Origin of the sequence: Agromyces excoecariae, from assembly GCF_051715505.1 — a bacterium.
Taxonomy (GTDB): domain Bacteria; phylum Actinomycetota; class Actinomycetes; order Actinomycetales; family Microbacteriaceae; genus Agromyces.
In genome coordinates this window covers 376,521-401,906 of sequence record NZ_JBPSLA010000001.1, presented here as the reverse complement: position 1 = coordinate 401,906, position 25,386 = coordinate 376,521, and the positions used below count along the sequence as shown (strand labels likewise).

General features: G+C 72.9%; 23 protein-coding genes. 12 read left to right on the top strand and 11 right to left on the bottom strand.

The genetic code is table 11. The features are described 5' to 3' along the window. Complete coding sequence (locus tag ACSJD1_RS01860; protein ID WP_438853613.1) at positions 1 to 1,413, bottom strand: dihydroorotase; 1,413 nt, start codon at positions 1,411 to 1,413, stop codon at positions 1 to 3. Then, on the bottom strand, positions 1,410 to 2,360 hold the full coding sequence (locus ACSJD1_RS01855) for an alpha/beta hydrolase (RefSeq protein WP_438853612.1): 951 nt from the start codon (positions 2,358 to 2,360) through the stop codon (positions 1,410 to 1,412). The genes ACSJD1_RS01860 and ACSJD1_RS01855 overlap by 4 nt, the downstream gene beginning before the upstream one ends. A gap of 234 nt (positions 2,361 to 2,594) precedes the next feature. Between ACSJD1_RS01855 and ACSJD1_RS01850 the strand changes: the two genes are divergently transcribed. From ACSJD1_RS01850 to ACSJD1_RS01830, 5 genes are all read left to right on the top strand, one after another. Next, positions 2,595 to 3,614, top strand: a complete 1,020-nt coding sequence (locus ACSJD1_RS01850; protein WP_438853611.1) for a putative F420-0 ABC transporter substrate-binding protein — start codon at positions 2,595 to 2,597, stop codon at positions 3,612 to 3,614. Further along, on the top strand, positions 3,611 to 4,804 hold the full coding sequence (locus tag ACSJD1_RS01845; protein WP_438853610.1) for a putative F420-0 ABC transporter permease subunit: 1,194 nt from the start codon (positions 3,611 to 3,613) through the stop codon (positions 4,802 to 4,804). Before ACSJD1_RS01850 ends, ACSJD1_RS01845 begins: the two co-directional genes overlap by 4 nt. A 53-nt stretch (positions 4,805 to 4,857) precedes the next feature. After that, the gene (locus ACSJD1_RS01840) at positions 4,858 to 5,631 is read left to right on the top strand and encodes an ABC transporter ATP-binding protein (protein ID WP_438853609.1); all 774 of its coding nucleotides are present in this window, start codon (positions 4,858 to 4,860) and stop codon (positions 5,629 to 5,631) included. A 125-nt stretch (positions 5,632 to 5,756) separates the two neighbouring features. Continuing rightward, entirely contained in the window at positions 5,757 to 8,393 is a 2,637-nt protein-coding gene (locus ACSJD1_RS01835) for a N,N-dimethylformamidase beta subunit family domain-containing protein (protein WP_438853608.1), read from the top strand. 50 nt (positions 8,394 to 8,443) lie between these two features. After that, entirely contained in the window at positions 8,444 to 8,929 is a 486-nt protein-coding gene (locus tag ACSJD1_RS01830) for a nucleoside/nucleotide kinase family protein (RefSeq protein WP_438853607.1), read from the top strand. 23 nt (positions 8,930 to 8,952) lie between these two features. Here ACSJD1_RS01830 and ACSJD1_RS01825 read toward each other — a convergent pair whose 3' ends face one another. The 3 genes from ACSJD1_RS01825 to ACSJD1_RS01815 are packed head-to-tail and all read right to left on the bottom strand — an operon-like array spanning position 8,953 to position 12,191. Further along, positions 8,953 to 9,876 carry an ABC transporter permease gene (locus ACSJD1_RS01825; protein WP_438853606.1) on the bottom strand — a complete coding sequence of 308 codons (924 nt, stop codon included), beginning with the start codon at positions 9,874 to 9,876 and terminating at the stop codon, positions 8,953 to 8,955. Continuing rightward, the gene (locus ACSJD1_RS01820) at positions 9,863 to 10,954 is read right to left on the bottom strand and encodes an ABC transporter ATP-binding protein (RefSeq protein WP_438853605.1); all 1,092 of its coding nucleotides are present in this window, start codon (positions 10,952 to 10,954) and stop codon (positions 9,863 to 9,865) included. The genes ACSJD1_RS01825 and ACSJD1_RS01820 overlap by 14 nt, the downstream gene beginning before the upstream one ends. Further along, positions 10,884 to 12,191: a LolA family protein gene (locus ACSJD1_RS01815; protein WP_438853604.1), complete on the bottom strand. Its 1,308-nt coding sequence runs from the start codon at positions 12,189 to 12,191 to the stop codon at positions 10,884 to 10,886. Before ACSJD1_RS01815 ends, ACSJD1_RS01820 begins: the two co-directional genes overlap by 71 nt. Before the next feature lie 181 nt (positions 12,192 to 12,372). Here ACSJD1_RS01815 and ggt point away from each other — a divergent pair, with 181 nt between their 5' ends. Further along, entirely contained in the window at positions 12,373 to 14,220 is a 1,848-nt protein-coding gene (gene ggt / locus ACSJD1_RS01810; protein WP_438853603.1) for a gamma-glutamyltransferase, read from the top strand. A gap of 215 nt (positions 14,221 to 14,435) precedes the next feature. Here ggt and fgd read toward each other — a convergent pair whose 3' ends face one another. The 6 genes from fgd to cofE (ACSJD1_RS01780) all read right to left on the bottom strand — a co-directional run bounded on the left by fgd (position 14,436) and on the right by cofE (ACSJD1_RS01780) (position 19,950). Next, on the bottom strand, positions 14,436 to 15,467 hold the full coding sequence (fgd, locus tag ACSJD1_RS01805) for a glucose-6-phosphate dehydrogenase (coenzyme-F420) (protein ID WP_438853602.1): 1,032 nt from the start codon (positions 15,465 to 15,467) through the stop codon (positions 14,436 to 14,438). Then, positions 15,464 to 16,297, bottom strand: coding sequence for a 2-phospho-L-lactate guanylyltransferase (gene cofC, locus ACSJD1_RS01800; protein ID WP_438853601.1), 834 nt, complete (start codon positions 16,295 to 16,297; stop codon positions 15,464 to 15,466). Before cofC ends, fgd begins: the two co-directional genes overlap by 4 nt. Then, the gene (gene cofE, locus ACSJD1_RS01795) at positions 16,294 to 17,163 is read right to left on the bottom strand and encodes a coenzyme F420-0:L-glutamate ligase (protein ID WP_438853600.1); all 870 of its coding nucleotides are present in this window, start codon (positions 17,161 to 17,163) and stop codon (positions 16,294 to 16,296) included. Before cofE (ACSJD1_RS01795) ends, cofC begins: the two co-directional genes overlap by 4 nt. Next, complete coding sequence (locus tag ACSJD1_RS01790; protein WP_438853599.1) at positions 17,160 to 18,158, bottom strand: TIGR03557 family F420-dependent LLM class oxidoreductase; 999 nt, start codon at positions 18,156 to 18,158, stop codon at positions 17,160 to 17,162. Before ACSJD1_RS01790 ends, cofE (ACSJD1_RS01795) begins: the two co-directional genes overlap by 4 nt. A 145-nt stretch (positions 18,159 to 18,303) precedes the next feature. After that, positions 18,304 to 19,077, bottom strand: a complete 774-nt coding sequence (locus ACSJD1_RS01785; RefSeq protein WP_438853598.1) for a GntR family transcriptional regulator — start codon at positions 19,075 to 19,077, stop codon at positions 18,304 to 18,306. Positions 19,078 to 19,167: 90 nt separating this feature from the next. Next, complete coding sequence (gene cofE, locus ACSJD1_RS01780) at positions 19,168 to 19,950, bottom strand: coenzyme F420-0:L-glutamate ligase (protein ID WP_438853597.1); 783 nt, start codon at positions 19,948 to 19,950, stop codon at positions 19,168 to 19,170. On the opposite strand from cofE (ACSJD1_RS01780), the gene ACSJD1_RS01775 reads away from it, so the two are divergent. The 6 genes from ACSJD1_RS01775 (at position 19,951) to ACSJD1_RS01750 (ending at position 25,377) form a co-directional block, all read left to right on the top strand. Beyond that, positions 19,951 to 20,415 carry a hypothetical protein gene (locus tag ACSJD1_RS01775; protein WP_438853596.1) on the top strand — a complete coding sequence of 155 codons (465 nt, stop codon included), beginning with the start codon at positions 19,951 to 19,953 and terminating at the stop codon, positions 20,413 to 20,415. 9 nt (positions 20,416 to 20,424) lie between these two features. Beyond that, positions 20,425 to 20,940 (top strand): DUF6328 family protein, encoded by a 516-nt coding sequence (locus ACSJD1_RS01770; protein WP_438853595.1) that lies wholly within the window; start codon positions 20,425 to 20,427, stop codon positions 20,938 to 20,940. Between the two features lie 119 nt (positions 20,941 to 21,059). Continuing rightward, the gene (locus ACSJD1_RS01765; RefSeq protein ID WP_438854105.1) at positions 21,060 to 22,568 is read left to right on the top strand and encodes a cell wall-binding repeat-containing protein; all 1,509 of its coding nucleotides are present in this window, start codon (positions 21,060 to 21,062) and stop codon (positions 22,566 to 22,568) included. A gap of 117 nt (positions 22,569 to 22,685) precedes the next feature. Beyond that, positions 22,686 to 23,531 (top strand): exodeoxyribonuclease III, encoded by an 846-nt coding sequence (locus ACSJD1_RS01760; protein WP_438853594.1) that lies wholly within the window; start codon positions 22,686 to 22,688, stop codon positions 23,529 to 23,531. 77 nt (positions 23,532 to 23,608) lie between these two features. Then, entirely contained in the window at positions 23,609 to 24,931 is a 1,323-nt protein-coding gene (locus ACSJD1_RS01755) for a serine/threonine-protein kinase (RefSeq protein WP_438853593.1), read from the top strand. Next, positions 24,928 to 25,377: a hypothetical protein gene (locus tag ACSJD1_RS01750; protein WP_438853592.1), complete on the top strand. Its 450-nt coding sequence runs from the start codon at positions 24,928 to 24,930 to the stop codon at positions 25,375 to 25,377. The genes ACSJD1_RS01755 and ACSJD1_RS01750 overlap by 4 nt, the downstream gene beginning before the upstream one ends. The last annotated feature ends 9 nt before the right edge of the window (positions 25,378 to 25,386 follow it).

Sequence of the window (25,386 nt, the reverse complement as noted above, 5' to 3'; positions counted from 1 at the left end):
TCAGTTCCCTTCCGTTCCGGCCGTCTCGGCCGAGATGTCGGCCGGCGCGGCCGCGAGCTTCCCGTATCCGGGTTCGCCGACGACGGCGCCGTCGGCGTAGACGTCCCGGCCGCGCACGAGGGTGCGCTCGATCCGGGTGCTGATGGTGCGGCCGTCGTACGGCGTCCAGCCGATCTTCGAGAGCACGTCGTCGTTGGTGATCGTCCACTCGTGCTGCATGTCGGCGATCACGATGTCGGCGTCGGCCCCGACCTCGAGCGTGCCCTTCGTGCCGGCCAGGCCGAACTTCTCGGCCGGGATCCGGGCGACCATGTCGACGGCGCGCTCGAGCGTGAGCTCGCCGCGGTTCACGGCGTCGAGCATGAGCTCGTAGTAGTACTGGATGCCCGGCGTGCCGGTGTGGGCGCTCCACATCTCGGTCCAGCCGATCTCCTTCTCCTCGCGCGTGTGGGGCGCGTGGTCGGAGCTGGCGATGTCGATCGTGCCGTCGCGCATGCCCTCCCAGATGGCGGTGCGGTTGTCGTCGGGCACCCAGTACGACAGGGCGTACGGCCCGAGCGTCTCGACGTCCTTCCACGTCGAGAGGAAGGGCGCCCAGTGGTTCACCTCGCACGTGACGTCGACGCCCGCGGCCTTGGCGCGACGGACCGCCTCGATCGAGCGGCGCGTCTGGATGTGGGCGATGTGCACGGGGCATCCGGATGCCTCGGCGAGGCGCAGCACGACGTCGATCGCCGTGTCCCAGATGACGCCCTCTCGAGCGGCGTACGCCGAGGCGTAGCCCTGCGGCGTGTTCTCGCCGCGGGCGAGCACCTCGCCTTCGATGTAGTCCATGAGCGCCTGGTCGTGCGGGTGCACGATGAACCGCTTGCCGGTGCCGGCGATGCGGTCCATGATCTGCAGCAGGTGGCCGTGGTCGTGGATGCCGGTGCCCGCGGGGTGCGGGTAGGTGCGGCCCGTGTCGACGACCATGTAGATCTTGTAGGCGTTGATGCCCATCTCGGCCATGGGCACGATGTCGTCGAACTTCGTCGGCGCCGGGTTGTGGTTCCAGTCGACGATCGAGGTCGCCGCGTACCGCTCGAACACGTCGGTGAGGGTCTCGACGTCGACGGTCGGCGGGTTGAGGTTCGGCATGCCGAAGATGGTGGTCACGCCGCCGGCGGCGGCCTGCCGCGTGGTCGTCAGGATGTCGTCCTTGTGCTCGTAGCCGGGCTCGCGCGTGTGGACGTGGACGTCGACCATGCCGGGCAGCACGAGCCGCCCGGTGGCGTCGATGGTGCGGTCGGCGTCGAGGGCGACGCCGGGCGCGACGAGGCCGGCGATCCGGCCGTCGTCGACGAGCAGGTCGGCGGTGGTGGGGCCGGACGGCGTCACGACGACGCCGCCGGCGATCCTTAGGTCGATGGTCACTGCGGTGCCTCCAGGCGATCGATGGACTCGCCCTGGCCGGGCGAGCGGGTGGTGCGGACGTCGACGTGGCTCGGGCGCACGTAGCGGTCGAGCCAGTCGACGATCAGCGGGGTGGTCTGCTCCCAGTAGCGGTCGTAGGCGGCGTAGTGGGTGGTGTGCCGCTGCATGACGAGCTGCCTGGGGCCGCGCGCGGCGGCGTACAGCCGCTCGGCGTGGTCGGTGGGTGTCGTCGCGTCGCCCTCGACGCCGATGACGAGGAGGGGCGTGATGAGCCGGGCGGCGGCGTCGATCGGCCGGTAGGCGAGGATCTCCTCCGCGCACGAGAGCGGGATGGCGCTCGGGATGCGGTCGTCGACATCGGCCTTGATGGTCGTGGCGCGGCGCTCGGGCGTGGGGACCATGATCTCCTCGCGGGGGTGCACGAGGCGCCCCTCGCCGGTCGCGACGCGACGGCGGCGGTCCTCCTCGAGCCCGGCGAGGAACGCGAGCCACTCGTGCTCCTGGCGCATGCGGTGCAGCCAGTCGGTGCCGTCGGCGACGGGGACCTGGCTCACCGCTGCGCGGATTCGCGGGTCGGCGTCGGCGAGGAGCACCGCGTTGCCGCCGCCCGTGCCGCCGGTGCCGAAGACGCCGATCGCATCGGCCACGACGTCCTCGCGCGTGGTCAGGTAGGTGACGGCGTTCACGAGGTCCTGCAGCTGCCGGGCGGGCGAGAGGATGCCGCGGTCTCCGCCCGAGTCGCCGAATCCGCGGTAGTCGAAGACGAGCACGGCGAACCCGGCGGCCACGAGGGCCTCGTGGTAGCGGACGTAGAGCTTGGCGTCCTTCAGCCCGAGCCATCCGGGGCCCTGGACGATGGCCCGGTACGGGCCGGGACTGTCGGGGGTGCGCCAGAGTCCCGCGAGGCGGTCTCCCTCGCTGTAGAACTCGACCGGTGTCGTCTGCATGGATGCGACGTCCTTCCGTTGAACGCTGCGACGCGTGGTTCGGGTGGATTCCTGCACCCGTGACTTGGATCATGCACCATTTTGGATCCAGAATCCAGTATTGAATCCACTTCCACCGCGTGGAATGATGACGAGTGACCGCCGGTTCGGATTGACCGGTCGGGCCGGCCCGGGATTGGGCCGCGAGTCGCCGACGTTCGTCGGATCACGCACGCACACCATCCCGGAGGCCCCATGCCCACGTTCACGAACCCCACGTCCCGAGCCGCACGCGTCATCGCACCGCTCGCCGCCGCGGCATCCGTCGCCCTGCTCGCCGCGTGCGCCTCGACGGCGAACGCCGGCGACGCCGACGCGAGCGGCGGCCAGGACGCCGCCGCGTCCGGCTTCCCCGTCACGGTCGACAACTGCGGCACCGAGGTGACCTTCGACGCCGCCCCGGAACGGGTCGTCACGATCAAGTCGTCGACCCTCGAGCTCCTACTCGCGCTCGGCCTCGAGGACCGCATCGTCGGCGCCGCGTTCACCGACGGGCCCGTGCCCGACGAGTTCGCCGACGCCGCCGACGGCATCGAGGTGCTCTCCGACAAGGTCCCGTCGCAGGAGGCGACGCTCGACGCCGAGCCCGACCTCGTGTTCGCCGGCTGGGAGTCGAACCTCAGCGCCGAGGGCGCGGGCGACCGGGCCACCCTCGAGCAGCTCGGCGTGCACACCTACGTCGCGCCCGCCGCCTGCAAGGAGGAGGGCTACATGCCCGACCCGCTGACCTTCGACGGCGTGTTCGCCGGCTTCGAGGAGGCCGGCCAGATCTTCGGCGCGACGGATGCCGCGGCCGACCTCGTCGCCGAGCAGCGCGCCGCGCTCGAGGCGATCGAGCCGAACGACGAGGGCCTCACCGCGCTCTGGTACTCCTCGGGCGACGACCAGCCGTTCGTCGGCGCCGGCATCGGCGCACCCCAGATGATCATGGAGGCCGCAGGCCTGGCGAACGTCGCCGCCGACGTCCACGACACCTGGACCTCGCTCTCGTGGGAGGCGGTCGTCGACGCGAACCCCGACGTGATCGTGCTGGTGGACGCCGCGTGGAACACCGCCGAGTCGAAGATCGAGAAGCTCGAGTCGAACCCCGCGACCGCCGCCATGCCCGCGGTGCAGCAGGGCCGCTACGTGATCGTCGACTTCCCCTCGACCGAGGCCGGCGTCCGCAACGTCGACGCGGTCGCATCGATCGTGGAGCAGCTCGGAGCCCGATGATGTCGACGCAGGCGGGCAGGGCGACGGATGCCGCGGGGCGGCCCTCCGTCGAGCCTGCCCGCCGTGCGGAGGCCGCATCGGATCGGCGTCAGGGGTCGAACGGGACGAGCCGGCCTGAGGACCGCCCGCAGGGCGGGCCGCACGGCGGACCCTCGGCCGGGGCCCGGACCCCGCGACGCTCGGGCACGGCGACCGCGGTCGGCGTCGGCGTAGCGCTCATCGCGCTGCTCGCGGCATCCGTCGTGCTCGCCGTGACGATCGGGCCCGCCGGGCTCGCGCCCGGCGACGTTCTCGCGTCGATCGCCGCGCACCTCGGGCTCGGCGAGCCCACGCTGTCGCCGCTCCGCGACGCGATCGTCTGGGAGCTGCGGATGCCGCGCGTGCTCACGGCCGCCGCCGTCGGTGCCGGCCTCGCGATCTGCGGCGTGGTCATGCAGGCCCTCACGCGGAACCCGCTCGCCGACCCCTACCTGCTCGGCCTCTCGTCGGGCGCCTCGGTCGGCGCGGTGATCGTCCTCGTGCTCGGCGTGGCCGTCGCCCTGCCCGTCGCCGCGTTCGCGGGCGCGCTCGCGGCGCTCGCGGCGACGCTCGGACTCGCCCGTGCTGCCGGCGGACTCAGCCCGACCACGACCGTGCTCGCCGGACTCGCCGTGTCGGCCGTGTTCGGCGCCGTCACGAGCCTCGTCATCTTCTGGAGCGCCACGACCGACAGCTACCGCGAGATCCTCAACTGGCTGCTCGGCTCGCTCGCCGGCGCCGGCTGGCCCGCCGCGGCCCTCGCGGGGGCCGCGATCGCGATCGTCGGCCTGCCGCTGCTCGCGACCGGGCGCACGCTCGACGCGTTCGCGTTCGGCGACACCGCGGCATCCGCCCTCGGGGTGCATGTCCCGCGCACGCGCATGCTGCTGCTCGTCGCGACCGCGCTGCTCACCGGCGCGCTGGTCGCGGTGAGCGGGGCGATCGGGTTCGTCGGACTGATCCTGCCGCACGCGGTGCGGCTCGTCGTCGGCGCTCGGCATCGCGCCCTGCTGCCGCTGTCGGCGCTCGCCGGGGCGGTCTTCCTGGTCTGGGTCGACACCGGCGCCCGCACGCTGTTCGATCCGCGCGAGCTGCCGGTCGGGATCCTCACCGCGCTCGTCGGCGGGCCGGTCTTCGCGGCGCTGCTGCTACGCGCGCGGAGGACCTCGTGAACGGCCGGCCAGGAAACGACGAGCGCCGGGGCCCCGGCCTCGAGGCCTCGCGCGTGCGCTTCGCCCGAGGGTCGCGGCTGATCGTCGACGGCGTCGACATCACGGTCCCCCGCGGCGCCGTGGGCGCGCTGCTCGGACCGAACGGCGCCGGCAAGAGCACGCTCCTGCACCTCATCGCCGGCGTGGAGACCGCGGATGTCGCATCGCTCACGCTCGACGGCGACGACCTCGTCTCGCTGCGCCGCCGTGACCGCGCACGCCGAATCGCGCTCGTCGAACAGGACGCGCAGGCGCCCGCCGGGCTCCAGGTCGAGCACGTCGTCGGCCTCGGGCGCATCCCCCACCAGTCGGCGTGGGGCGGCGACTCGGCCCGCGACCGCGACATCGTGGATCGCGCGCTCACGGCGGCGGGAGCGTCCGCGTTCGCGCACCGACCGTACGACCAGCTGTCGGGGGGCGAGCGTCAGCGCGTGAACCTCGCGCGGGCGCTCGCGCAGGAGCCCGAGCTGCTGCTGCTCGACGAGCCGACCAATCACCTCGACATCCGGGCCCAGCTCGCGACGCTCGAGCTGCTGCGGCGCCTCGCCGACGACGGGCTCAGCGTCCTCGCCGCCGTGCACGACCTCTCGCTCGCCGCCTCGTACGCCGACCACGTCATCGTGCTCGCGGGCGGCGCGGTGATCGCCGCCGGCGCTCCGGTCGACGTCCTCACCGCAGAACTCATCCGCGCGGTGTGGAACGTCGACGCGCACGTGCTCGCGCACCCGGCGACCGGACGCCCGCTCATCGCCTTCGCGCCCTCGACGCAGGGCCTCCCCGTGGGCTGAACCGTGCAGTTTGACACCTGAACGCGGCATACCGGGATGCCGGGGGACCGCCTATCGTGCAGACACCGGTGTCGTCCGATCGGCGCCGGGGCGCGGCAACGTACGCGCGCCATGAGGAGGGGATTATGGCTTTCGGTCTCTCGCGTGCGCTCATCGCCGCTGCACTCCTTGCCCTGGTCGTCCAGACGGGTCTCGTCGGGCCCGACGCCCAGGCCCGGACGCCGGCCTCCACCCCGGCGATCAGCGCGGCGACGACGGCATCGCTGGCGTCGGCGGCCGCGGAGACCACCAGCCCGATGGTCCTCGAGAACCGGAAGCCCGGAACGTCGGCATGGCAGATCCCGGCGGCCGGGAAGGAGATCGGGCCCGACACCGTGAGCCCGATCAAGGGCTTCATGTCGGAGACCAGCGTCGACACGGGCGAACCGATCGACCTCAAGGTGAGCGTGGCGACCGCCGGGGACTTCGAGTACGGCGTCTACCGGATGGGCTGGTACCAGGGCCTCAGCGGGCGGTTGATCACGAAGGGGACCGCGCCGGGGGTCAAGCAGGCCGCGTGCCAGACGAACGCGAGCACGGGCATGCTCACCTGCCCGTGGAACAGCACGCTCACGTTCGACACCACGGGATGGATGTCGGGCATCTACCTCGTCGTGCTCACGCAGGGCAGGTACCAGAACTGGGCGCAGTTCGTGGTCCGCGACGACGCGCAGCAGGGCGCGATCGTCGCCATGCTGCCGGTCAACACGTTCCAGGCGTACAACAACTACCCCGAGGGCACGGGGAAGAGCCTCTACGAATTCAACTCGGCGGGGGCGAACACCGTCGCCGGCACGGTGCGGGCGGTCAAGGTCAGCTTCGACCGGCCCTACTACTGGTCCGGAGTCAGCCACAAGGTCTGGGAGCCGATCTGGACGGCCGGCTACCTCGAATCGCGCGGCTGGCCGGTCAAGTACGTCACGAACATCGACCTCGACCGGGATCCCGCCATCGCCGAGGGCCAGGCCGGGCTGCTCTCCCTCGGCCACGACGAGTACTGGACCGGCGCCATGTACACGGCAGCCGAGCAGACCAGGGATTCCGGGGTCGACCTCGGATTCCTCGGCGGCAACGACGTGTTCTGGCAGGTGCGCTACGAACCGTCGGCCGGCGGCGCGGATCGGCGGGTCGTCGTCTGCTACAAGATCAATTCGCTCGACCCGGTCGCGACCCTCGCCGACAAGACGATCCTCTTCCGCGACATCGGTCGCGCCGAGCAGCGCCTCATCGGCGCGCAGTACGACATGCACGGCGAGATGACGCCGGAGGCCGATGCGCCCTGGGTCGTGCGGAATCCCTCGCACTGGGCGTACCGCGGCACCGGCCTCACGACGGGCTCGCGGCTGCCCTACCTCGTCGGCGGCGAGGTCGATCGATTCATGTCCGAGTACCCGGCGCCGACCGCGAGTTCGCGCACCCTGCTCGCCAGTTCGCCGATCGTCGACGTGCACGGCCACGCCGGCGTCGCCGACGCCTGGATCTACCGGGCCCCATCCGGCGCAGACGTGTTCAGCGCGGGAACGTGGCGCATCAACCAGGCCCTCGGCGGCGTGGGCAAGTACGACAACATGCAGATCCGCACGGTGATGGGCAACATCCTCGCGAGGGCCAGCGGGTTCGAGCTCGCGGCGAGTTCCGCCCGCGACGGCGGCCAGGACCGCTACGAGACTGCGGTGCTCGTCTCGCGGCGGCACTTCGACACGACCGGCGGCACGGTCGTCATCGCGACGGGCAACAACTTCCCGGACGCGCTGAGCGCCACGCCGCTGACGGGCGGGGCTGGTCCCGTGCTGCTCGTGACGGTGAACGAGATCCCGGCGGTGGTGAAGGACGAGCTGACGCGCCTCGCGCCGTCGAAGGTGATCATCGCGGGCTCCGCCTCGGTGGTCAGCGACGCGGTCGCCGCCGAGATCGGCGACCTGACGGGTGCGACCGTCGAACGTCGCGGCGGTGCGAACCGCTACGAGACGGCCGCGCTGCTCTCGGCGGGCACCTTCTCGCCGGGCGTGCCCGTCGCGTACGTGGCCACCGGACTCGACTTCCCGGACGCGCTGGCCGCAGGCTCGGCGGGAGCGACGCGCGGCGGCCCGGTGCTGCTCAACCAGGGCGACTCGCTCCTCCCGGCCACGCTGGCCGAACTGCAGCGGCTGAGGCCGAAGCGCATCGTCGTCGCGGGCGGCACCGGCGTCGTCAGCGACGCCGTGCTCGCGCAACTGCGCTCTCTGGCCCCAGAGGTCGTCCGCCTCGCGGGCCGCGACCGCTACGAGACGTCCCGCGCGATCAGCCGCGACCTGTACGGCGTGTCGGAGGCGTCGACCGCCTACCTGGCCACCGGCCGCGACTTCCCGGACGCCCTGGCCGCGGCGCCGGCCGTCGCATCGACCGGCGGCGTGCTCGTGCTGGTGAACACCGCGCTCGACGCGGGCGCCGCCGAGGAGATCGTCCGCAACCGGGTCTCCCGGGTCTTGGCGATCGGCGGCACGGCCGTCGTGTCCAACACGGTGATGAGCCAGGCGATGGCCCTGTTCGACACCGTCGTCGCGCCCGGCGCGCGTGTCGCGCCGGCGCCACCCGAGACGCTGGCGCCCGAACCGCTCGCGCCGGAGTCGCCTCCGCCCGCGCCACCCGCCTCCCCCGACGGCCTGACGCTGGAGTCGAGCGACGATGCGACCGTCGACGACGCGCACGACAAGGTCTGGCTCGAGCCGCGTCACGGCGGCTGATCCCGGGTCGCGCCCGTGCGACGCGCGAGCCGCGGGCGTAGCGTGAGGGCATGGCTGCGCTCAGTGATGCCCGGTGGGACCTCCTCGGATCCGTCGCCGACGAGTTCCTGCACAATTCGTGGCGCGGGCGGCGGCTCGTCGCAGTGGAGGGCGCCTCGGAGGCATCCGCCGCGCGGTTCGCCGACGACCTCGCGGCGACGCTCGTCGGACGCGGGCAGCCCGCCGTGCGCGTCTCGCTGGGCGACGTCTCCGAGGCCGAACTGCGCGCGGAGACCGTCGAGCCGTTCCGCGCCGGCACGCTCGCGGGGGCGGACGCCGACGACGCCGTGCTCGTCGTCGACGGCCGACGCCTGTTGAACGACGCCGTCCGAGGCATCTGGCACTTCACGGTCTGGACGCTCGCGGGCGACGAACTCCCCCACGCCTCGACGAACGTCATCGTCGACCTCACCGACGAATCCACGCCCACGCGGTACTTCTACGACCTCTGCAAGCTCCCGCCGAGCATCGGCGAGCGCCGCGCCGCGAGGAGCTGACCGAGCGGTCGCCGAGCGCCCCGCTACGAGAGGATGTCGCGAGTCGCGAACCGCCAGGCCGCGAGCCCGCCGAACACGGCGATCCATGCGGCCTGCAGCAGCGCGCCGTCGGCGAACGACCCCCAGGAGGGCGGGGAACGCAGCAGGTCGGCGAAGTCGAACCAGCGGTCGGTGAACAGGAACGGATGCACCCACTCGAGCTGCGGGATCGCCCCGACGATCTGGGCGACGACGGCCAGGATCGCGGTCGCCGCCATCGCGCCGACCGGCACGACGGTGAGCGTCGAGGCGAACAGGCCGATGGCCGAGAGCCCGAGCATCGAGACCGCGACGTACGCGCCGATCGCGAGGAGGCGCAGGAGTCCCTCTCCGACGGAGACCTCCCCGCCGGAGAGCAGCGTCACCGGCCCGATCGGGAACAGCACCCAGCCGATGAGGGTGCCCACCGCGATCACGGTGAGGGCCGCGGCGACGCAGAACACCGCGGCGACCGCGTACTTCACCGACAACAGGCGAAGGCGCCCGGCCGGGGCGATGAGCAGGTAGCGGAGCGTGCCGAGGCTCGCCTCGCCCGCGATCGTGTCGCCCGCGACGACGGCGATCGTGAGCGGCAGGAACAGCGGCGTCGCGACGACGAGCGCCGTGACGCCGACGAAGAGCCCGTTTCCGGCGACCTGGTCGAGGAACGCCGGACCGCGGCCCGGGCTCGACGGCCCCGCGATGCGGATCGCGATCGCGATGAGGATCGGGATGAGCGCGAGCGCCGCGAGCATGGCCCAGGTCCGCCACCGTCGGAAGAGCGTCGCCGTCTCGGAGGCGAGGAGGGAGGCCAGGCCGCCGCCGCGCGGGAGCGCGGTCGACGGCGCGGGGGCGACCGCATCCCCGAGGCCGGCCGCACCGAGACCGGTGGCGTCGCCGACCTCGGTGGACGGCTCAGGCGACGACATCGAATCCCTCCCCCGTGAGCTCGACGAAGCGCTGCTCGAGGCTCGTGCTGCGGATCGCGAAGCCGCGCACGCGCACGCCGTCGCGCACGAGCGCGGCGACGATCGCCTCGGCGGCCGGCCGGCCCGCGGCCGTGCCGGATCCCGTCGGCAGGGCGGCGGTGACGAGGACGGCGTCGGCGACGCCGGTCGACCGCGCGGGCACCGGCGGAACCGCGGCATCCGGCGGGGCCGCGGCATCCGTCGCGAGTCCCAGCCGGGCCAGCACGGTGCGCGCGGCCTCGGGATCGGGCGTCACCACCTCGACGCGCGACTCGCCCGACCGCCGGAACTCCTCGAGCGTGCCCTGGGCGACGAGTCGCCCGGCGCTCATCACGCCGACGTGCGTGCACAGCTGCTCGACCTCGGCCAGCAGGTGGCTCGAGACGAAGACCGTCGTGCCGTCGGCCGCGAACGAGCGGATCAGCGAGCGCACCTCGCGCGTGCCCTGCGGATCGAGCCCGTTCGTCGGTTCGTCGAGCACGAGGAGGTCCCGCGGCATGAGCAGGGCGTTCGCGAGCCCGAGTCGCTGCTTCATGCCGAGCGAGTACGCACCCGCCTTCTTGCGTGCGGCGTGCGACAGCCCGACCCGGTCGAGGGCGTCGGCCACGCGCCGGGCGCGCGTGGTGGGGGATGCGTGTCGGTCGGCGGCGTCGAACCGGGCCAGGTTCGCCGAACCCGAGAGGAACGGCGCGAACGCCGGTCCCTCGACGAGCGCGCCGACGCGAGGCAGCACGTCGTCGAGCCCCTTCGGCATTTCGGTGCCGAGCACCTGCGCGGTGCCGGCGGTCGCACCCACGAGCCCGAGCAGCATGCGGATCGTCGTCGTCTTGCCCGAGCCGTTCGGCCCGAGGAAGCCGAACACCGATCCGCGCGGTACCGCGAGGTCGATGCCGTCGACCGCGACCTGGGCGCGGAAGCGCTTCGTGAGACCGTCGGTCCGGATGGCGAGGTCGCTCACCGGCGGCCCGTCAGCGGCCCGACTCGGCGTACCCGACGAGCGTGTCGACCGGGACCGATCCTGCGAGCACGCGCCCGTCATCGGTGAACAGCACCGACAGCAGCGAGGTCTGCAGTGCGCGACCGCCGTCGACGGGGGTCGTCAGTGCATCGAGCAGGTCGAGTGCCTCGCCGTCGGTGAACGGCGGCTCGGTGGCGGGGGCGACGCCCTCGCCCGTGTCGGCGCCGGCCTCGGCACTGCGCTCGGCCATCATCTCGGCCGCCGTCGCGGCATCCACCTCGACCACCGTGGCCCAGCCCTCCCCGTGCACGACGGGGTGCGGCCCGTCGGCCGTCGCATCCGCCCCCGCGTCCTCGCGCGCCTGCGCGTCGGCGAGCCACTGCCGGAACTCCTCCACGGTCGGCAGGGGGAGTTCCTCCTCCTCGACGGTGAACGACGCGCTCGGCTCGAATGCGAACGCCGATGCATCCGGCGCGGCGAACGAGACGTCGGTGAACCCGGTCTCGAAGGCGGGCGCGTCGGCCCCCCTCGCCGTGACGGATGCCGCCAGCGCCGCCCCGTTCTCGCCGTCGACCGCGACGCGGATCTCGCCGACGAGGGTGTCGTCGGTTCTCGGCTCGAGTACGAGCTCGTACGCGTCGCGGCCGGCGACGCGCCCGTCGGTCCCGACCGAGACCTCCGTGGTCTCGTCGAGCCGATCGAGCGCGCGGTCGAGCAGCTGCTGGGGGGTCGGCAGCTGCTCGCCGTCGGGAAGTCGCGCCTCGGCGGTCGCCCTCGCCTCGTCGGCCAGCCGCTGGAGCTCGGCCTCGAGACCCGCGACGTCGGCGTCGTCGGCGACGCTCAGCCGCGTGGCGGTCTGCGACTCGGAGTCGACGAACCACGCCTCGCCGGGGTTCACGTAGACGTTGCGCTCGGCCATCCGGTCGAGCACCTGCAGCCTGGCGTGCGGCCCGTCGAGGTACACGTTCGCCTCGAAGCTGCCCGTCGCGAGCGAGACGAGGTCCGAGAGCGTGTCGGATGCCGCGGAGTCGTCGCCCGCCGCATCGCCGGAGCCGGAGGCGGCGCCCGAGCCGCCCATGAGCGCACCGAGGTCCGGCAAGCCGAGTTCGGACCGCTGCTCGATGGTTCCCGACAGCGCATCGACGTCGCCGGCCCTCGCGAACGCGACGAGCTCCTCCGGCGTCAGGTCGGGCAGGTCGACCGTGGCGTTCGCCTGCATCGGCACCAGCACCGCGACCGCGATCGCGACCGGCACCCCGACGGCGGGGACGACGGTGCGGGCTCGGAATCGCGACGGCCCGGTGCGACGTGGGCTCATGTCCTCAGGCTACGCCTGCGCGGCTCGCGCGGGCCCGGTGCGGGGCGGATTCGCAGGCGGTCGTCATCCGGCGGATCGTCCCGGTCCCGTCGCACGCCACGCGGCGCAACCCCATTGCCCGGTTTCGCCGTCGGGGTCTACGGTTGCAGCATTCGCTTGTAACCAGTTCGGGGGGTATCCCATGGTCGACGCCGAAATCCGCTCCCGCTCCGCGCTCCGACGCGCGGGCGTCCTCACCGCCACGGCGCTCGCGGCCGGAGGGCTCGTCGCCGCCGGTCCGGCGGTCGCGCTGCCGTCGGCCGCGCCACCCGGTACGAGCGTCTCCGCGGGCAGGCCCGCTCCTCCGTCGCCGGCCACGTCGACGGGATACGGCGGGGCCGTGTCATCCGTCGACGCCGAGGCGAGCCGGATCGGACTCGAGGTCCTCCGCAAGGGCGGCAACGCGGCCGACGCCGCGGTCGCGACCGCTGCGGCGCTGGGCGTCACCGAGCCCTACAGCGCCGGCATCGGGGGCGGCGGGTACTTCGTGTACTTCGACGCCGCATCCGGCGAGGTGACCACCATCGACGGTCGCGAGACCGCCCCCGCCGCGATGCCGAGCGACGCGTTCATCGACCCGGCGACGGGCTCGCCGTACTCGTTCTCGTCGGCCGTGTCCTCCGGGCTCTCGGTCGGCGTGCCCGGCACCCTCGCGACGTGGGAGGCCGCCCTCGACGAGTTCGGGACCGAGTCGCTGAAGGAGATGCTGAAGCCGTCGATCCTCCTCGCGACGCGCGGATTCGAGGTCGACGAGACCTTCCGCGCGCAGACCGAGGCGAACCGGGCGCGCTTCGCCCAGTTCCCCGCCACGGCCGAGCTGTTCCTCCCGGGCGGCGCGCCTCCCGCGGTCGGCTCCACGTTCCGCAACCCCGACCTCGCGAAGACGCTGCGCGAGATCGCCCTGCGCGGCACCGACGCGTTCTACGAGGGGGCCATCGCCGACGAGATCGCCGACCTCGTGCAGGACCCGATCACGACCGACGACGCCACGCTGCCGGCCTACCCGGGCTCCATGACCGCCGCCGACCTCGCCGCGTACACGACCCTGCTGCAGGACCCGACGCACGTCGAGTACCGCGGCCTCGACGTCTTCGGCATGGCGCCGTCGTCGTCGGGCGGCACCACGGTCGGCGAATCGCTGAACATCCTCGAGGACTTCGAGCCGTCGGCGGATGACCCGGGGCAGGCGCTCCACCTCTACCTGGAGTCGACCGCGCACGCGTTCGCCGACCGCAACGCGTACGTCGGCGACCCGGCGTTCGTCGACGTGCCGACCGAGACGCTGCTCAGCCAGGAATTCGCGGATTCGCGGGCGTGCGCGATCGATCCGGATGCGGCATCCGCGAAGCCCGTCGCACCGGGCGCGCTCGACGCGACCGGCTGCGCGACCGCGGCCTCCGCCGAGCGGGAGGACACCGAGAACATCTCCACCACGCACCTCTCGGTCGTCGACCGGTGGGGCAACGCCGTGGCCTACACGCTCACGATCGAGCAGACCGGCGGATCGGGCATGACCGTGCCGGGTCGCGGGTTCCTGCTGAACAACGAGCTGACCGACTTCAGCTTCGTGCCGAACCCCGACGACCCGAACATCGTCGAGCCCGGCAAGCGTCCGCGCTCGTCGATGTCGCCGACGATCGTGCTCGACGACGGCGAGGTGCGCTACGTCGTCGGCTCGCCCGGCGGATCGACGATCATCACGACGGTCGTCCAGATCCTGCTGAACCGCATCGACCTCGGCATGTCCATGCCGGAGGCCGTCGCCGCGCCCCGCGCGACGCAGCGCAACACCGCCGCGGTCCTCGCCGAGGCCGACTTCATCGCCGAGTACGCCGACGACCTCGCGCCGTACGGGCACGTCATCAACCCGGCGGGCGAGATCGGCGCGGCCGCGACGATCGAGGTGGATGCCGACGGGCTCATGACGGCCGCGGCCGAACCCGAGCGCCGCGGCGGCGGCACCGGGCTCGTGCTCGAGCCGGCCGGCTGAGCGGGGCCGGCCGGCCGGGCCGGCCGGGCCGGCATCCCCCTCGGGAGGAACTTCTGCGCCCCTCCCGGCGTGTCACGTCCGGACACGCCGGGCACCGAGCGGAAGTTCCTCCCGAGCACAGGGCGGGCTCAGCGAGCGCAGGGCGGGCTCAGCGGGCGCAGGGCGGGCTCAGCGGGCGCAGGGGTCGGGGCGAGTCGCGGCTCGACGGATGCCGCTCAGGCGCCCGGCAGCGCGCGCAGCCGCGGCGCGAGGTCGCGCTCGAAGAGCTCCAGGAACCGCCGCTGGTCGTGCCCGGGCGCGTGGAACACGAGGTGGTTGAAGCCCCACTCCACGTACTTCCCGATCTCGGCGACGACCTCGTCGGGGTCGGTGCCGACGATCCAGCGTCCGGCGATCTCCTCGATGGGCAGCGCGTCGGCGGCCTGCTCCATCTCGACCGGGTCGGTGATGTCGTGCTTCTGCTCCTTCGACAGCGACAGCGGCGACCAGAAGCGGCAGTTGTCGAGCGCGTCGTCCTCGTCCTCCTCGTACGACAGCTTGATCTCGATCATGCGGTCGTAGCCGTCGAACCCGAGGCCGTCGTTGCGCGCCTCGAGCCCCTCCTTCACGGCCGGCATGAGCTGGTCGACGTAGAGCCCTGCCCCCTTGCCCGAGGTGCAGATGAACCCGTCGCCGGCCCGGCCGGCGTACTTCGCGACCTGCGGCCCGCCCGCGGCGATGTAGATCGGCACGCCGCCCTCGGGTCGGTCGTAGATCGACGCGTCGTGGGTCGAGTAGTACTCGCCCTCGAAGTTCACGCGCTCGCCGTTCCAGAGCGCGCGCATCAGGCGGACGGCCTCGCGCAGTCGCGCGTAGCGCTCGCGGAACTCGGGCCACTCCTGCTCGCCGGCGCCCTGGAAGCCGGTCGCGATCTCGTTGAGCGCCTCGCCCGTGCCGAAGCCGGCGATCACGCGGTCGGGGTGCATGACGCCGAGCGACGCGAACGCCTGTGCGAGCACGGCCGGGTTGTACCGGAAGGTGGGCGTCATCACGCTGGTGCCGATCTTCACCGTGGAGGTGCGTTCGCCGACCGCCGCCATCCAGGTGAGCGAGAAGGGCGCGTGCCCGCCGGTGTGCCGCCAGGGCTGGAAGTGGTCGCTCGTCCACACCGATTCCATGCCGTGCGCCTCGGCCGCGACGGCGATCTCGACGAGTTCGCGGGGATCGAACTGCTCGGCGCTGGCCTTGTATCCGAGGGTCAGGGTCACGATGCTGCCTTCCTGTCTGCGCCGTACGGCGCGGTTGCGGCGCCCGTGGGCGCGGTCGGTGGGTCGAGCGGATGCCGCGGCGCGGCGCCGTCGGCGAGGTGGAGGCGGCCGCCGAGCCCGCGGACCACCTCGGCGGTCCGGGCCCGCACGCCAAGGGCGATCGCCTCGCGGAGCTCGCCTGCGGTGTCGACGTCGCGGCGGAGGCCCGGCGCGATCGCCGTGGGATCGTCGGCGACGAGGTCGGCGAATCCGGCCGAGGCGTGACGGACGGCCGAGTCCGGGCCGAAGTGCGCGGTGAACGGCACTGCCGCGAGCGCGGTCGCGAGCGTGGTGCCCGTCCCCTCGGCATCGGCCACGAAGGCGAGCGGATGCCGCGCGGCGACCGCGAGCGCCGCATCGAGGTCGTCGGGCCCCATGGCCGGCAGGTCTCCCAGCAGCACGGCCGTTCCCACCGTCGTGCGGACGGTCCGTGCGGGCGCGCGCTCGGTACCTGCGACGGCGGTCGTCATCGCCTCGCGCGGCTCGACGCCGGCGACGGCGATGCCGTGGGCGATCGCGGCGGCGAGGCCGCGCGGACCGAACTCGGGCACGACGTCGACTCCGGCCACGCCGCGCAGCTCGCGCTCCACGACCGGCTCGTCGGACACGACGAGCACGCGCCGCACGGCACGTGCCGCACGCGCGGAATCGATCGTGTCGAGCGCGAACGCCCGTGCGAGCGCGGCCCGCTCCGCGGGCCCGAGTTCGGGGGCCAGCCGCGTCTTCGCGCCAGTGAGCGACTTCACGGGCACGACGATCGTCCACCCGGGGTCGGTGGCCCGCGGGCTCATCGCGGCACCCGCTCGCGCTCGGCGGCCGCGAGCGCGGCGGCGAATCCCTCGGCGAATCCGATCGAGCGCCCGGCCGAGTACCCGGCGGTGCGGCCCGCCGTCATGCCCTGCGCCATCGCCTCGTCGGCGCCGAGCCGGAACAGGTCGCGCTCGGCGGGTCGGACGATCGACCTCGCTCCGGGCAGGTCGATCGGTCCGACGAGGCGGCCGAGCCCCGAGACGACGGCCACGGGGCATCCGCTCGACTTGCCCTTGAGCAGGTCGCCGGCCGCGGCGAGCTCGTCGGCGACGCACGGCATGGTCACGGAGAGCGACTTGCCCGCGGAATCCTCGGTGCCGCGCAGGTCGTCGAGCACGCGCACCCCTGCTGCGCCGATCGCGACGTCGGTCTGCCCCTCGCGCCACGGACGACCGAGGGTGTCGCTGAGGATGACGCCGACCCGTCGCCCGGTCCGCGACCGGAGGCCCTCGGCGATCGCGCGCGCGGACGCGTCGGGGTCGAGGGGCAGGAGCAGCACGGTGCCGTCCTCGGTGTTGCTGGCGTCGACGCCGGCGGCGGCCGCGACGATGCCGAGTCGGTTCTCCACGATCCGCGTGATGCCGCCCTCGTGCGCCCGGGTCGCCACGATCCGCACCGTCTCGTCGGTGATCGCCTGCTCGCGATCCGCTGCCCGGACGACCCGCCCCTCGGCCTTCGAGACGACCTTCGAGGTCACCACGAGGATGTCGCCATCGGCGAGCGTGTCGCCGGCCGACGCGAGGATGACCTCGACGAGGTCGTCGCCGCGGCGGATCTCGCCGATCCCCTCGAGCACGCGCACGGCGAAGGTCGGGCCCGCCGGCCGCCCGCGGGTCGCCGCGTTCATGCCCGCAGCCCCGGGAGCACGTCGCGGCCGAACACCTCGAGGAACCGCTGCTGGTTGCGGCCGACGTTGTGGAGGTAGATCCGGTCGAAGCCGAGGTCGAGGTGGCGCTGGAGGTGCGCGCGGTGCACGTCGGGGTCGGATGACACGAGCATGCGGCCTTCGAAGTCCTCCGGTCGCACGCTGCGCGCCAGCTGCTCGAACTCGAAGGGCGATCGGATGTCGCTCCGCGAGAACCGCATGCCGCCGATCGGCCATTCGGTGAGGGCGTTCCGCATCGCCTCGGCGTCGGTCTCGGCCCACGACACATGGAGCTGCAGGACCCTCGGCATCGCGCTCGCATCGCGGCCCGATTCGCGAGCGCCCTCGGCGAACCGGGCGACCAGCGCCGCGAGCCGCTCGTACGGACCACCGGTCGTGATGAGCCCGTCGGCGACCTTGCCGGCCCGCCGCGCGGTGACCGGACCGTTCGTCGCGACGAGCACCTGGGGCGCGACGGGCGGCATGGTCCAGAGTCGCGTCGTCTCCATGCGGAAGTGCGGGCCGTGGTGCCGCACCTCGCGCCCGGCGATCGAGGCGGCGAACAGCTTGCGAATCACCTCGACGGCTTCGAACATGCGCGCGATCCGCTCGTGCGCCTCGGGCCAGTAGTCGCCGACGACGTGTTCGTTGAGGGCCTCGCCCGAGCCGATCCCGAGCCAGTGGCGACCCGGGTACATGGAGGCGAGCGTCGCGCTGGCCTGGGCGACCACCGCGGGGTGCGTGCGGAAGGTCGGCGTCGTGACGCCGGGACCGAAGTCGCCGCGCGTGCGCGCGCCGATCGCGCCGAGCACGCTCCAGACGTGGGCCGACTGGCCCTGCTGCGGCAGCCACGGCTGGAAGTGGTCGGTCGCCATCGTTCCGGAGAACCCGTGCCGTTCGGCCAGTTCCGCATACGCGACCGCGTCGGATGGAGGGAACTGCTCGAGCATCGCGGCGTAGCCGATGTGCACTGACACCCCTCCATCCTGACGCGTCGTCGCAGTGGTGTCATTCCGGGCCGGTCGGCCCGAACGGCGGGTCCACCTCCCGCTCCATGATTATTTCGGATACTGGATCCAGAAAGCAAGCATGCGAGCCGGAAGGCCGGTCGGACGAGTCGACTCAGCCCCGCGAACGCCGACGACGAGCCGGCGCGGCCTGCGCGAGGGATTCCGCCTCCAGCATCTCGAGCACGCCGTCGCGCACGCCCTCGAGGTGGTGCTGGAGCAGCCGCACGGCGGGTTCGACCTCGCCCGCAGCGACGGCATCCGTCAGCTCGTCGTGCGAGTGATGATGCGAGTCGTCGCCGACCAGGCGCCATCCGAGCATGTAGCGACCCACCTTCAGGCGGAGCTGTTCGATGAGCTCCCACTGGATCGGCCGGCGGGCGGCGTCGTAGAGCTCGGCGTAGAACGCGGTGCGTGCGTCGACGAAGTCGCCGCCCTCCTGCTTGGCGTCGGCCGTGCGCCCGAGTTCCCGGAGGCGTGCGAGGCGCTGGTCGGTCATGTCGGCCATCGACTGCCGCAGCGCCGCCGTCTCGAGCAGGATGCGGAGCTGGTAGACCTCGCGCGCCTGGTCGACGGAGAGCGACTTGACGACGGCCCCGCGCCGGTCGTGGAACTCCACGAGGCCGTCGGATTCGAGTTGGATCAGGGCCGAGCGCACGGGCAGCCGCGAGACCCCGATCAGCTCGGCGAGCGTCTCCTGGCGCAGCTTGTGCCCGGGCGGGAGGGTTCCGTCGAGGATCGCCTCGCGGATGATGTCGTACGCCATGACGCCCACCGACCGGTAGCCGACGGCGTGGCGCCCGGCGAGTCGCGCGAGCGCGGCTTCCGGATCGCTCGGCGCTCCGACCTCGATGGACTCGACCGCGCCGTTGCGCTCCCCTGCCGTCATGGATCCCGAATGTATCGGAAAGATCACGGTGAAGTCTGCATCTTGGATCCAGAAATCATGTTCGATGCGCACGCCCTCGGGGCGCAGCCGTCACTCCGTGCGGAGCGGCCCCTCGGCCTGCGCCTCGTCGAACCCCGCGCGGTAGCCCTCGTCGTACGCCTCCTCGGCGCCCTGGCGGAACAGGTCGCGATCGGCCGGCCGCACGATCGTGCGGGCGCCGGGCAGGTCGAGGTCGCCCACGAGGCGGTCGAGCCCGCGGATGATCGCCACGGGCACCCCGGCGGACTTGCCCTTCACGAGCTCGGCCGCTCCGGCGAGCTCGTCGGCCACGCACGGCATCGTCACCGCCAACGGCTTGCCCGAGGCATCCGCCTGCCCCCGGAGGTCGTCGAAGACGTGCACCCCGGCCGCGCCGATCGCGATGTCGGTCTGGCCCTCCCGCCACGGCCTGCCGAGGGTGTCGGAGAGCAGCACGCCGACCCGCGCACCGGTGAGCGAGCGGATGCCCGTGGCCAGCGCCCGCGCGGACGCGTCGGGATCGACCGGGAGGAGCAGCACCGTTCCGTCCGGGGCGTTCGAGGCGTCGACGCCTGCGGCCGCCCCGATGATGCCCAGCCGGTTCTCGACGATCCGAGTGGTGAAGTCGCCCGTCTGGCGGGTGGCGACGACGCGGACCGTCTCGTCGGTGATCGCCTGCTCGCGATCGTCGGCCCGGACGATCCGGCCCTCGGCCTTCGAGACGATCTTCGACGTGACGACGAGGATGTCGCCGTCGGCCAGCGGTTCGCCGATCGCCCCGACGATGAGCGCGGCCAGGTCGGCCCCGACGCCGATCTCGGGGAGACCGTCGACCCCCTCGATGCTGTACCTCACGTGCCCACCCTCCGCTCGGCCCTCCTCACATCTTGGCAGCAGCCTCCGCCGCTGTCAGACTTCGGTCAGGCGTGCGGGGGCGCGCCGGGGGAGGGTCGGATGTCCGAGGTCGTCGCCGCGCCCGCGAAGCGGCCCGTCGTCGTGTGGGACCTGGTGCTCACGATCGTGCTGCTCGTGCTCATGGCGGGCCTGGCGTTCGTGCTGCTGTTCTTCTCGTTCTTCCTCGCGTTCGCGAGCGACTCGTGCGGGGCGTCGTCGGCCTGCGACTACGACCGCATGGGCACGGGCATGCTGCTCGCGATGATCCTGCCGATCGTCGTGGCCGCGATCGCACTCATCGCCGCGGTCGTCGTGCTCGTCCTGAAGCGCATCGCGTTCTGGATCCCGATCGCCGGCATGGTGCTCATGGTCGGCGCGTTCGCGCTCGGAGCGGCCCTCACCGCGTCGGGCGTGCAACCGGCGTAGCATCCCGCCATGACATCTGAGGCGATGGGCGGCTCGGGAGCGGAGGCCTCGGGCGCAGCCGAGGAGCGGCACGAGACCGAGGCGGAGCGCCAGGATCGGAAGTTCAACGACATCCTGCAGGAACTGCGCGTCGTGATGACCGGGACCCAGCTCATCACGGGCTTCCTGCTGGCCGTCGCGTTCCAGCCGAAGTTCGCCGACCTCGACGCCCAGGAGGTCGTGCTCTACCTCGCCCTCGTCATCCTCGCGACGACCGCGACCATGCTCGGCCTCGCACCGGTGATCCTGCACCGGCAGCTCAGCGGCAAGAAGCAGAAGGACCGCGTCGTGCGCATCGCGAACACGCTGCTCCTCACCCTGCTGGTCGTCGTGTCGCTCGTGGCGGCGGGCGTCGCGATGCTGATCTTCGACGTGACCGTCAATCGCCAGGCGGGGTACGTCGCGGGCGGGGTGGCGTTGCTCCTGCTGCTGGCCTTCTGGACGGTGGTGCCGCGCATCGGCGAGCGCGAGCCGCGCCGGCGCTGAGCCGACCACTCGCCCCTGACCCGAACGGGGTGTGGCGCGGCCGGACGGCCGCACCCTACGATCTTGCGGACGGCTCGCCCGACCCGTCGCCCCTACAACCCGAAAGGGATACCCCCTTGGTGTCTTCACGCCCGCGCTGGCCGTATCGCACGGCCGCGCTCGTCGCCGCAGTCGCCCTGCTCGGCGCCGTCACCCCGTCGGCCTTCGCCTCCGAAGCGGAACCCGACCGATCGTTCTCCCAGCAGGAGTCCGCCCGGATCACGGAGTCCGACGCCGCCGACCCCACCGCACCCCGGAGCCGTTCGCTCGGCGTCTCCGCGCTCGGCGCCGCCGCCGACGCCGACGCCGACGCCGCAGACGACGCGGTGGGGTACGCCCTCGCCGCCGGTACGGCATCGATCTCCGGCACGATCGAGGAGCTCGTCGACTACGACTCGAGGGAGCCGCTCGGCGGCGCCACGGTCACCGCCTACACCTACGATGCGGTCAACGACATCCTGTCCGCGCCGGTGGCGAGCGCCACGAGCGCAGCCGACGGCTCGTACTCGATCGTCGGCCTCGACACCGGCGAGTACCTCGTCCTGGTGGAGGACGAGACGCCCGGTTCGAAGCTCCTCCCCGACTTCTACCCCAACCAGGCCTACGCCCAGTACGCGACGCAGGTCGCCGTCACCGACGGACAGGACACTTCCGGCATCGACGAACTGCTCGCGCCGCTGCTGAGCGACTACATCGCCGGGGCAACGCGTTACGAGACCTCGGCGGCGATCGCGGCGGAGTTCCCCGATGACGTCGACTGCGTCTACGTCGCGTCCGGAGCGAACTTCCCCGACGCCCTGAGCGCGGCACCCGCGGCCGCCACGTGCGGCGGCCCGCTGCTGCTCGTCGCACCGACGTCGGTCCCCGCGGCGATCGCCGAGCAGGTCGCGCGACTGAACCCCGCGACGATCTACATCGCCGGCGGAACCGGCGCCGTGTCGGCCGGCGTGCAGTCCTCGCTCGCGTCGCTCGTGCCCGGTGCGAACGTGGTGCGTCGCGCCGGCGCCGACCGCTACGCGACCTCGCGGGCGATCGTCGACGGCGCCTTCCGCACGGTCGACATCGTCTGGATCGCCACCGGCCGGGACTTCCCGGACGCCCTCGCCGCCAGCAACGCCGCGGCCGCGTACCGGGAGCCGGTCCTGATCGTCCCCGGCACCGCCGGGTCGCTCGACTCGGCGACTATGGCGACCGTCGCGAACCGCGACCCGCTGGCCGTGGCGATCGCGGGCGGCACTGCCGTGGTGTCCACCGGGATCGAGAACCAGCTCTGGTCGTACTACGGCAAGATCCGGCTCGCCGGCGCCGACCGCTACGCCACGTCGCTCGCGATCAACTCGTGGGCGTGGAGCGTGGAGTACGGCGACAGCTCCGTGTTCGCGTTCCTGACGAACGGCCTGATGTTCCCCGACGCGCTCTCGGGCGCGGCGCTCGCGGGAGGCCTCGCGTCCGCACCGATGTACGCGGTGCCGCCGTCGTGCGTGCCCGACGCCGTGCAGCAGCACATCGCCGACCTCGGGGTCTACGAGGCGTACCTGCTCGGCTACTTCTCGCAGATCTCGTTCGACCAGCCGCTCAAGCGCTGCTGAACCCGGTCGATGGGGCGCCGCGCGAGCGGCGCCCCATCTCGCCTCCGCCGCGGGACCGAATCCACCCCCGCCGTCGGGTGGAACGACGCGTCGGCGGGCGACCCTAGGCTGGAATCCATGCGCATCGCCACTTGGAACGTCAACTCGATCCGCGCCCGATACGGCCGCGTCGTCGACTGGATGGTCCGCGAAGACGTCGACGTCCTCGCGATGCAGGAGATCAAGTGCAAGCCCGAGCAGTTCCCGCACGAACCGTTCGAGGAGGCCGGCTACGACCTCGCGCTGCACGGGCTCAACCAGTGGAACGGCGTCGCCATCGCGAGCCGACTCCCGATCGCCGACGTCGCGACCGAGTTCCCCGGCATGCCGGGCTTCCTGAAGGGCCACGAAGGCCTCGACCTGCCGAAGGAGGCGCGCGCGATCGGCGCGACGGTCGACGGGATCCGCCTCTGGAGCCTCTACGTGCCGAACGGCCGATCCCTGGGCGATCCGCACTACACCTACAAGCTCGACTGGCTCGCGGCGCTCGCCGACCTCGCGCGCGCCGAGACCACTGCGCACCCCGAGCGCCCGTTCGCCCTCATGGGCGACTTCAACATCGCGCCCCTCGATGAGGACAACGGCGACCCGACCGTCATCGAGGGGGTCACGACGCACGTCTCGCCGCCCGAGCGCGCCGCGTTCCGCGCCCTCGAGGAGGCGGGGATGACCGACGTCGTCCGCCCGATCGTGCCGACCGGCTACACGTACTGGGACTACAAGCAGCTCCGCTTCCCCCGCAACGAGGGGCTGCGGATCGACTTCGTGCTGGGCTCCGCGGCCTTCGCCGACCAGGTGACGGATGCCTCGATCCATCGCAACGAGCGCAAGGGCGACGCGCCGAGCGACCACGTGCCCGTGCTCGTCGAACTCGCGCACGACGAGGCGGGCGACGACGGCGACCTGCCGATGATCTTCGGCTGACGCTCGTCGCTGCACCGTCGGGCCGCCCGTCCGCAACCCCGATCCGGCGTCCAGCGGGAGGGGTTACCCTTCGTGGGATGGACTCCCCCACGGAACAGGTCGCGAGCACCGCGACCGACCCGGTCCTCGGCTCGATCCTCGCCGACCGGTACCGCGTCGACGGCCTGATCGGGCGCGGCGGCATGGCCGCGGTGTACCGGGCCGACGACCTCGCCCTCGGCCGCCGCGTCGCCGTCAAGGTCTTCACGGCCTCGACCGAGGGCATCGACGACGCCGACCGGCGCCGGTCCGAGACCGCCCTCCTCGCGAGCCTCACGCACCCCGCCCTCGTCACCCTCTACGACGCGGCGAAGGACCCGGCGAGCCGGCGCGAGTTCCTCGTGATGGAACTGGTGGACGGCGAGGACCTCCGGAGGGTGCTCGACCGCGGGCCGATCTCCCTCCGGGACTCCGCGCGCGTACTCGCCGACCTCGCCGAGGGCCTCCACGTCATCCACTCGCGCGGCATCGTGCACCGCGACGTGAAGCCCGCCAACGTGCTGCTCTCGCCGGCACACCTCCCGACCCGCCGTTGGAGCGCGAAGCTCGCCGACTTCGGCATCGCACGCCTGCTCGACGAGTCGCGGCTGACCGCGACCGGCCGGATCATCGGCACGCCCGGCTACCTCAGCCCCGAGCAGGTCCGCGGCGAGGCGGTCGGCAGCAGCGCCGACGTGTACGCGCTCGGCCTCGTCCTGCTCGAAGCCATCACCGGTGTGCAGCCGTACCCGGGACCGGCGTTGGAGTCGGCGAGCGCGCGCCTCGTGCGCGACCCCGACATCCCGACCGGACTCCCCGCCGACTGGCGCGACCTCCTGGCCTCGATGACCGCGCGCGATCCGGCGGATCGCCCGTCGGCCCTCGACGTGGCGCTCGCCACGGAGTCGCTCGCGACCGCCGACGGCGGCGCCCCCGGCGGGACCGACGAGGCGACCGCCGTCTTCACGTCCGCCGCCGTTGCCGACGACGGCGACACGCGGATCCTCCCGGCCACGCGCGTGGACGGTTCCGTCGCCCCGACCTCCGTCGCACCCGCCGAGGATGCGGGAATCGAGGATGCGACTGCGGCCACCCGCGTCCTGACCGGAGTCGCCGCCCCGCCTGCCGCGCACGCCGGACCCGCCGCACCGGCGGCGGCCGGTGCCTCGTCCGGGCAGCGACGACTGCCCCGACGGCTCGTCGCGGCGATCGCCGCCGCCATGGTCGTCATCGGCGCGGCCGTGTTCGTCCCGGTCACGGTCGGCGCCCTGACGAGCGGCGGCGCCGCGACCGAGCCGACGCCGTCGGAGGCGCCGATGCCCAGCGTGGAGGGCGATCTCGGAACCCATCTCGACCAGCTGGAGGAGGCGGTGTCGCCATGACCTCGCGCCTGCACCGCGCGGTGGCCGCGGCATCCGTCACCCTCGCACTCGCGGCGGGCCTCGCCGGCTGCGCCCCCGCCCAGGACGACGCCGGTCAGGCGTCCGGCTTCCGGACGCAGGTGGTCTCGATCGCCGAGTCGTCGGCGGCCGGCGAGTTCACCGACGCCCTCGCGCGGCTGGACGCGCTGCAGTCGGAGGTCGACGCGGCCGTCGCCGACGGCAGCCTCGACGCCGACCGCTCGGCGGGCATCACCGAGGCGATCGCGCTCGTCCGTGCCGACCTCGAGGCCGCGATCGCCGCGGCGACGCCGAGTCCGACCCCGACCCCCACCCCGACCCCCACCGAGGCGGGCGACGACCAGGGCGCCGACCCCGGCAACAGCGGCAAGGGCAATTCCGACGACAAGCCCGGCAAGGGCAAGGGCCGCGACAAGGGCGACGACTGACGGGTCGGG

What these genes read in the sequence shown, in the direction of transcription:
- ACSJD1_RS01855 (WP_438853612.1), bottom strand. Translation starts at nt 2,360, where the DNA reads ATGCAGACGACACCGGTCGAGTTCTACAGCGAGGGAGACCGCCTCGCG.
- ACSJD1_RS01850 (WP_438853611.1), top strand. Translation starts at nt 2,595, where the DNA reads ATGCCCACGTTCACGAACCCCACGTCCCGAGCCGCACGCGTCATCGCA.
- ACSJD1_RS01845 (WP_438853610.1), top strand. Translation starts at nt 3,611, where the DNA reads ATGATGTCGACGCAGGCGGGCAGGGCGACGGATGCCGCGGGGCGGCCC.
- ACSJD1_RS01835 (WP_438853608.1), top strand. Translation starts at nt 5,757, where the DNA reads ATGGCTTTCGGTCTCTCGCGTGCGCTCATCGCCGCTGCACTCCTTGCC.
- ACSJD1_RS01830 (WP_438853607.1), top strand. Translation starts at nt 8,444, where the DNA reads ATGGCTGCGCTCAGTGATGCCCGGTGGGACCTCCTCGGATCCGTCGCC.
- ACSJD1_RS01825 (WP_438853606.1), bottom strand. Translation starts at nt 9,876, where the DNA reads ATGTCGTCGCCTGAGCCGTCCACCGAGGTCGGCGACGCCACCGGTCTC.
- ACSJD1_RS01820 (WP_438853605.1), bottom strand. Translation starts at nt 10,954, where the DNA reads ATGACGGGCGCGTGCTCGCAGGATCGGTCCCGGTCGACACGCTCGTCG.
- ACSJD1_RS01815 (WP_438853604.1), bottom strand. Translation starts at nt 12,191, where the DNA reads ATGAGCCCACGTCGCACCGGGCCGTCGCGATTCCGAGCCCGCACCGTC.
- ggt (WP_438853603.1), top strand. Translation starts at nt 12,373, where the DNA reads ATGGTCGACGCCGAAATCCGCTCCCGCTCCGCGCTCCGACGCGCGGGC.
- cofC (WP_438853601.1), bottom strand. Translation starts at nt 16,297, where the DNA reads ATGAGCCCGCGGGCCACCGACCCCGGGTGGACGATCGTCGTGCCCGTG.
- cofE (WP_438853600.1), bottom strand. Translation starts at nt 17,163, where the DNA reads ATGAACGCGGCGACCCGCGGGCGGCCGGCGGGCCCGACCTTCGCCGTG.
- ACSJD1_RS01785 (WP_438853598.1), bottom strand. Translation starts at nt 19,077, where the DNA reads ATGACGGCAGGGGAGCGCAACGGCGCGGTCGAGTCCATCGAGGTCGGA.
- ACSJD1_RS01770 (WP_438853595.1), top strand. Translation starts at nt 20,425, where the DNA reads ATGACATCTGAGGCGATGGGCGGCTCGGGAGCGGAGGCCTCGGGCGCA.
- ACSJD1_RS01760 (WP_438853594.1), top strand. Translation starts at nt 22,686, where the DNA reads ATGCGCATCGCCACTTGGAACGTCAACTCGATCCGCGCCCGATACGGC.
- ACSJD1_RS01755 (WP_438853593.1), top strand. Translation starts at nt 23,609, where the DNA reads ATGGACTCCCCCACGGAACAGGTCGCGAGCACCGCGACCGACCCGGTC.
- ACSJD1_RS01750 (WP_438853592.1), top strand. Translation starts at nt 24,928, where the DNA reads ATGACCTCGCGCCTGCACCGCGCGGTGGCCGCGGCATCCGTCACCCTC.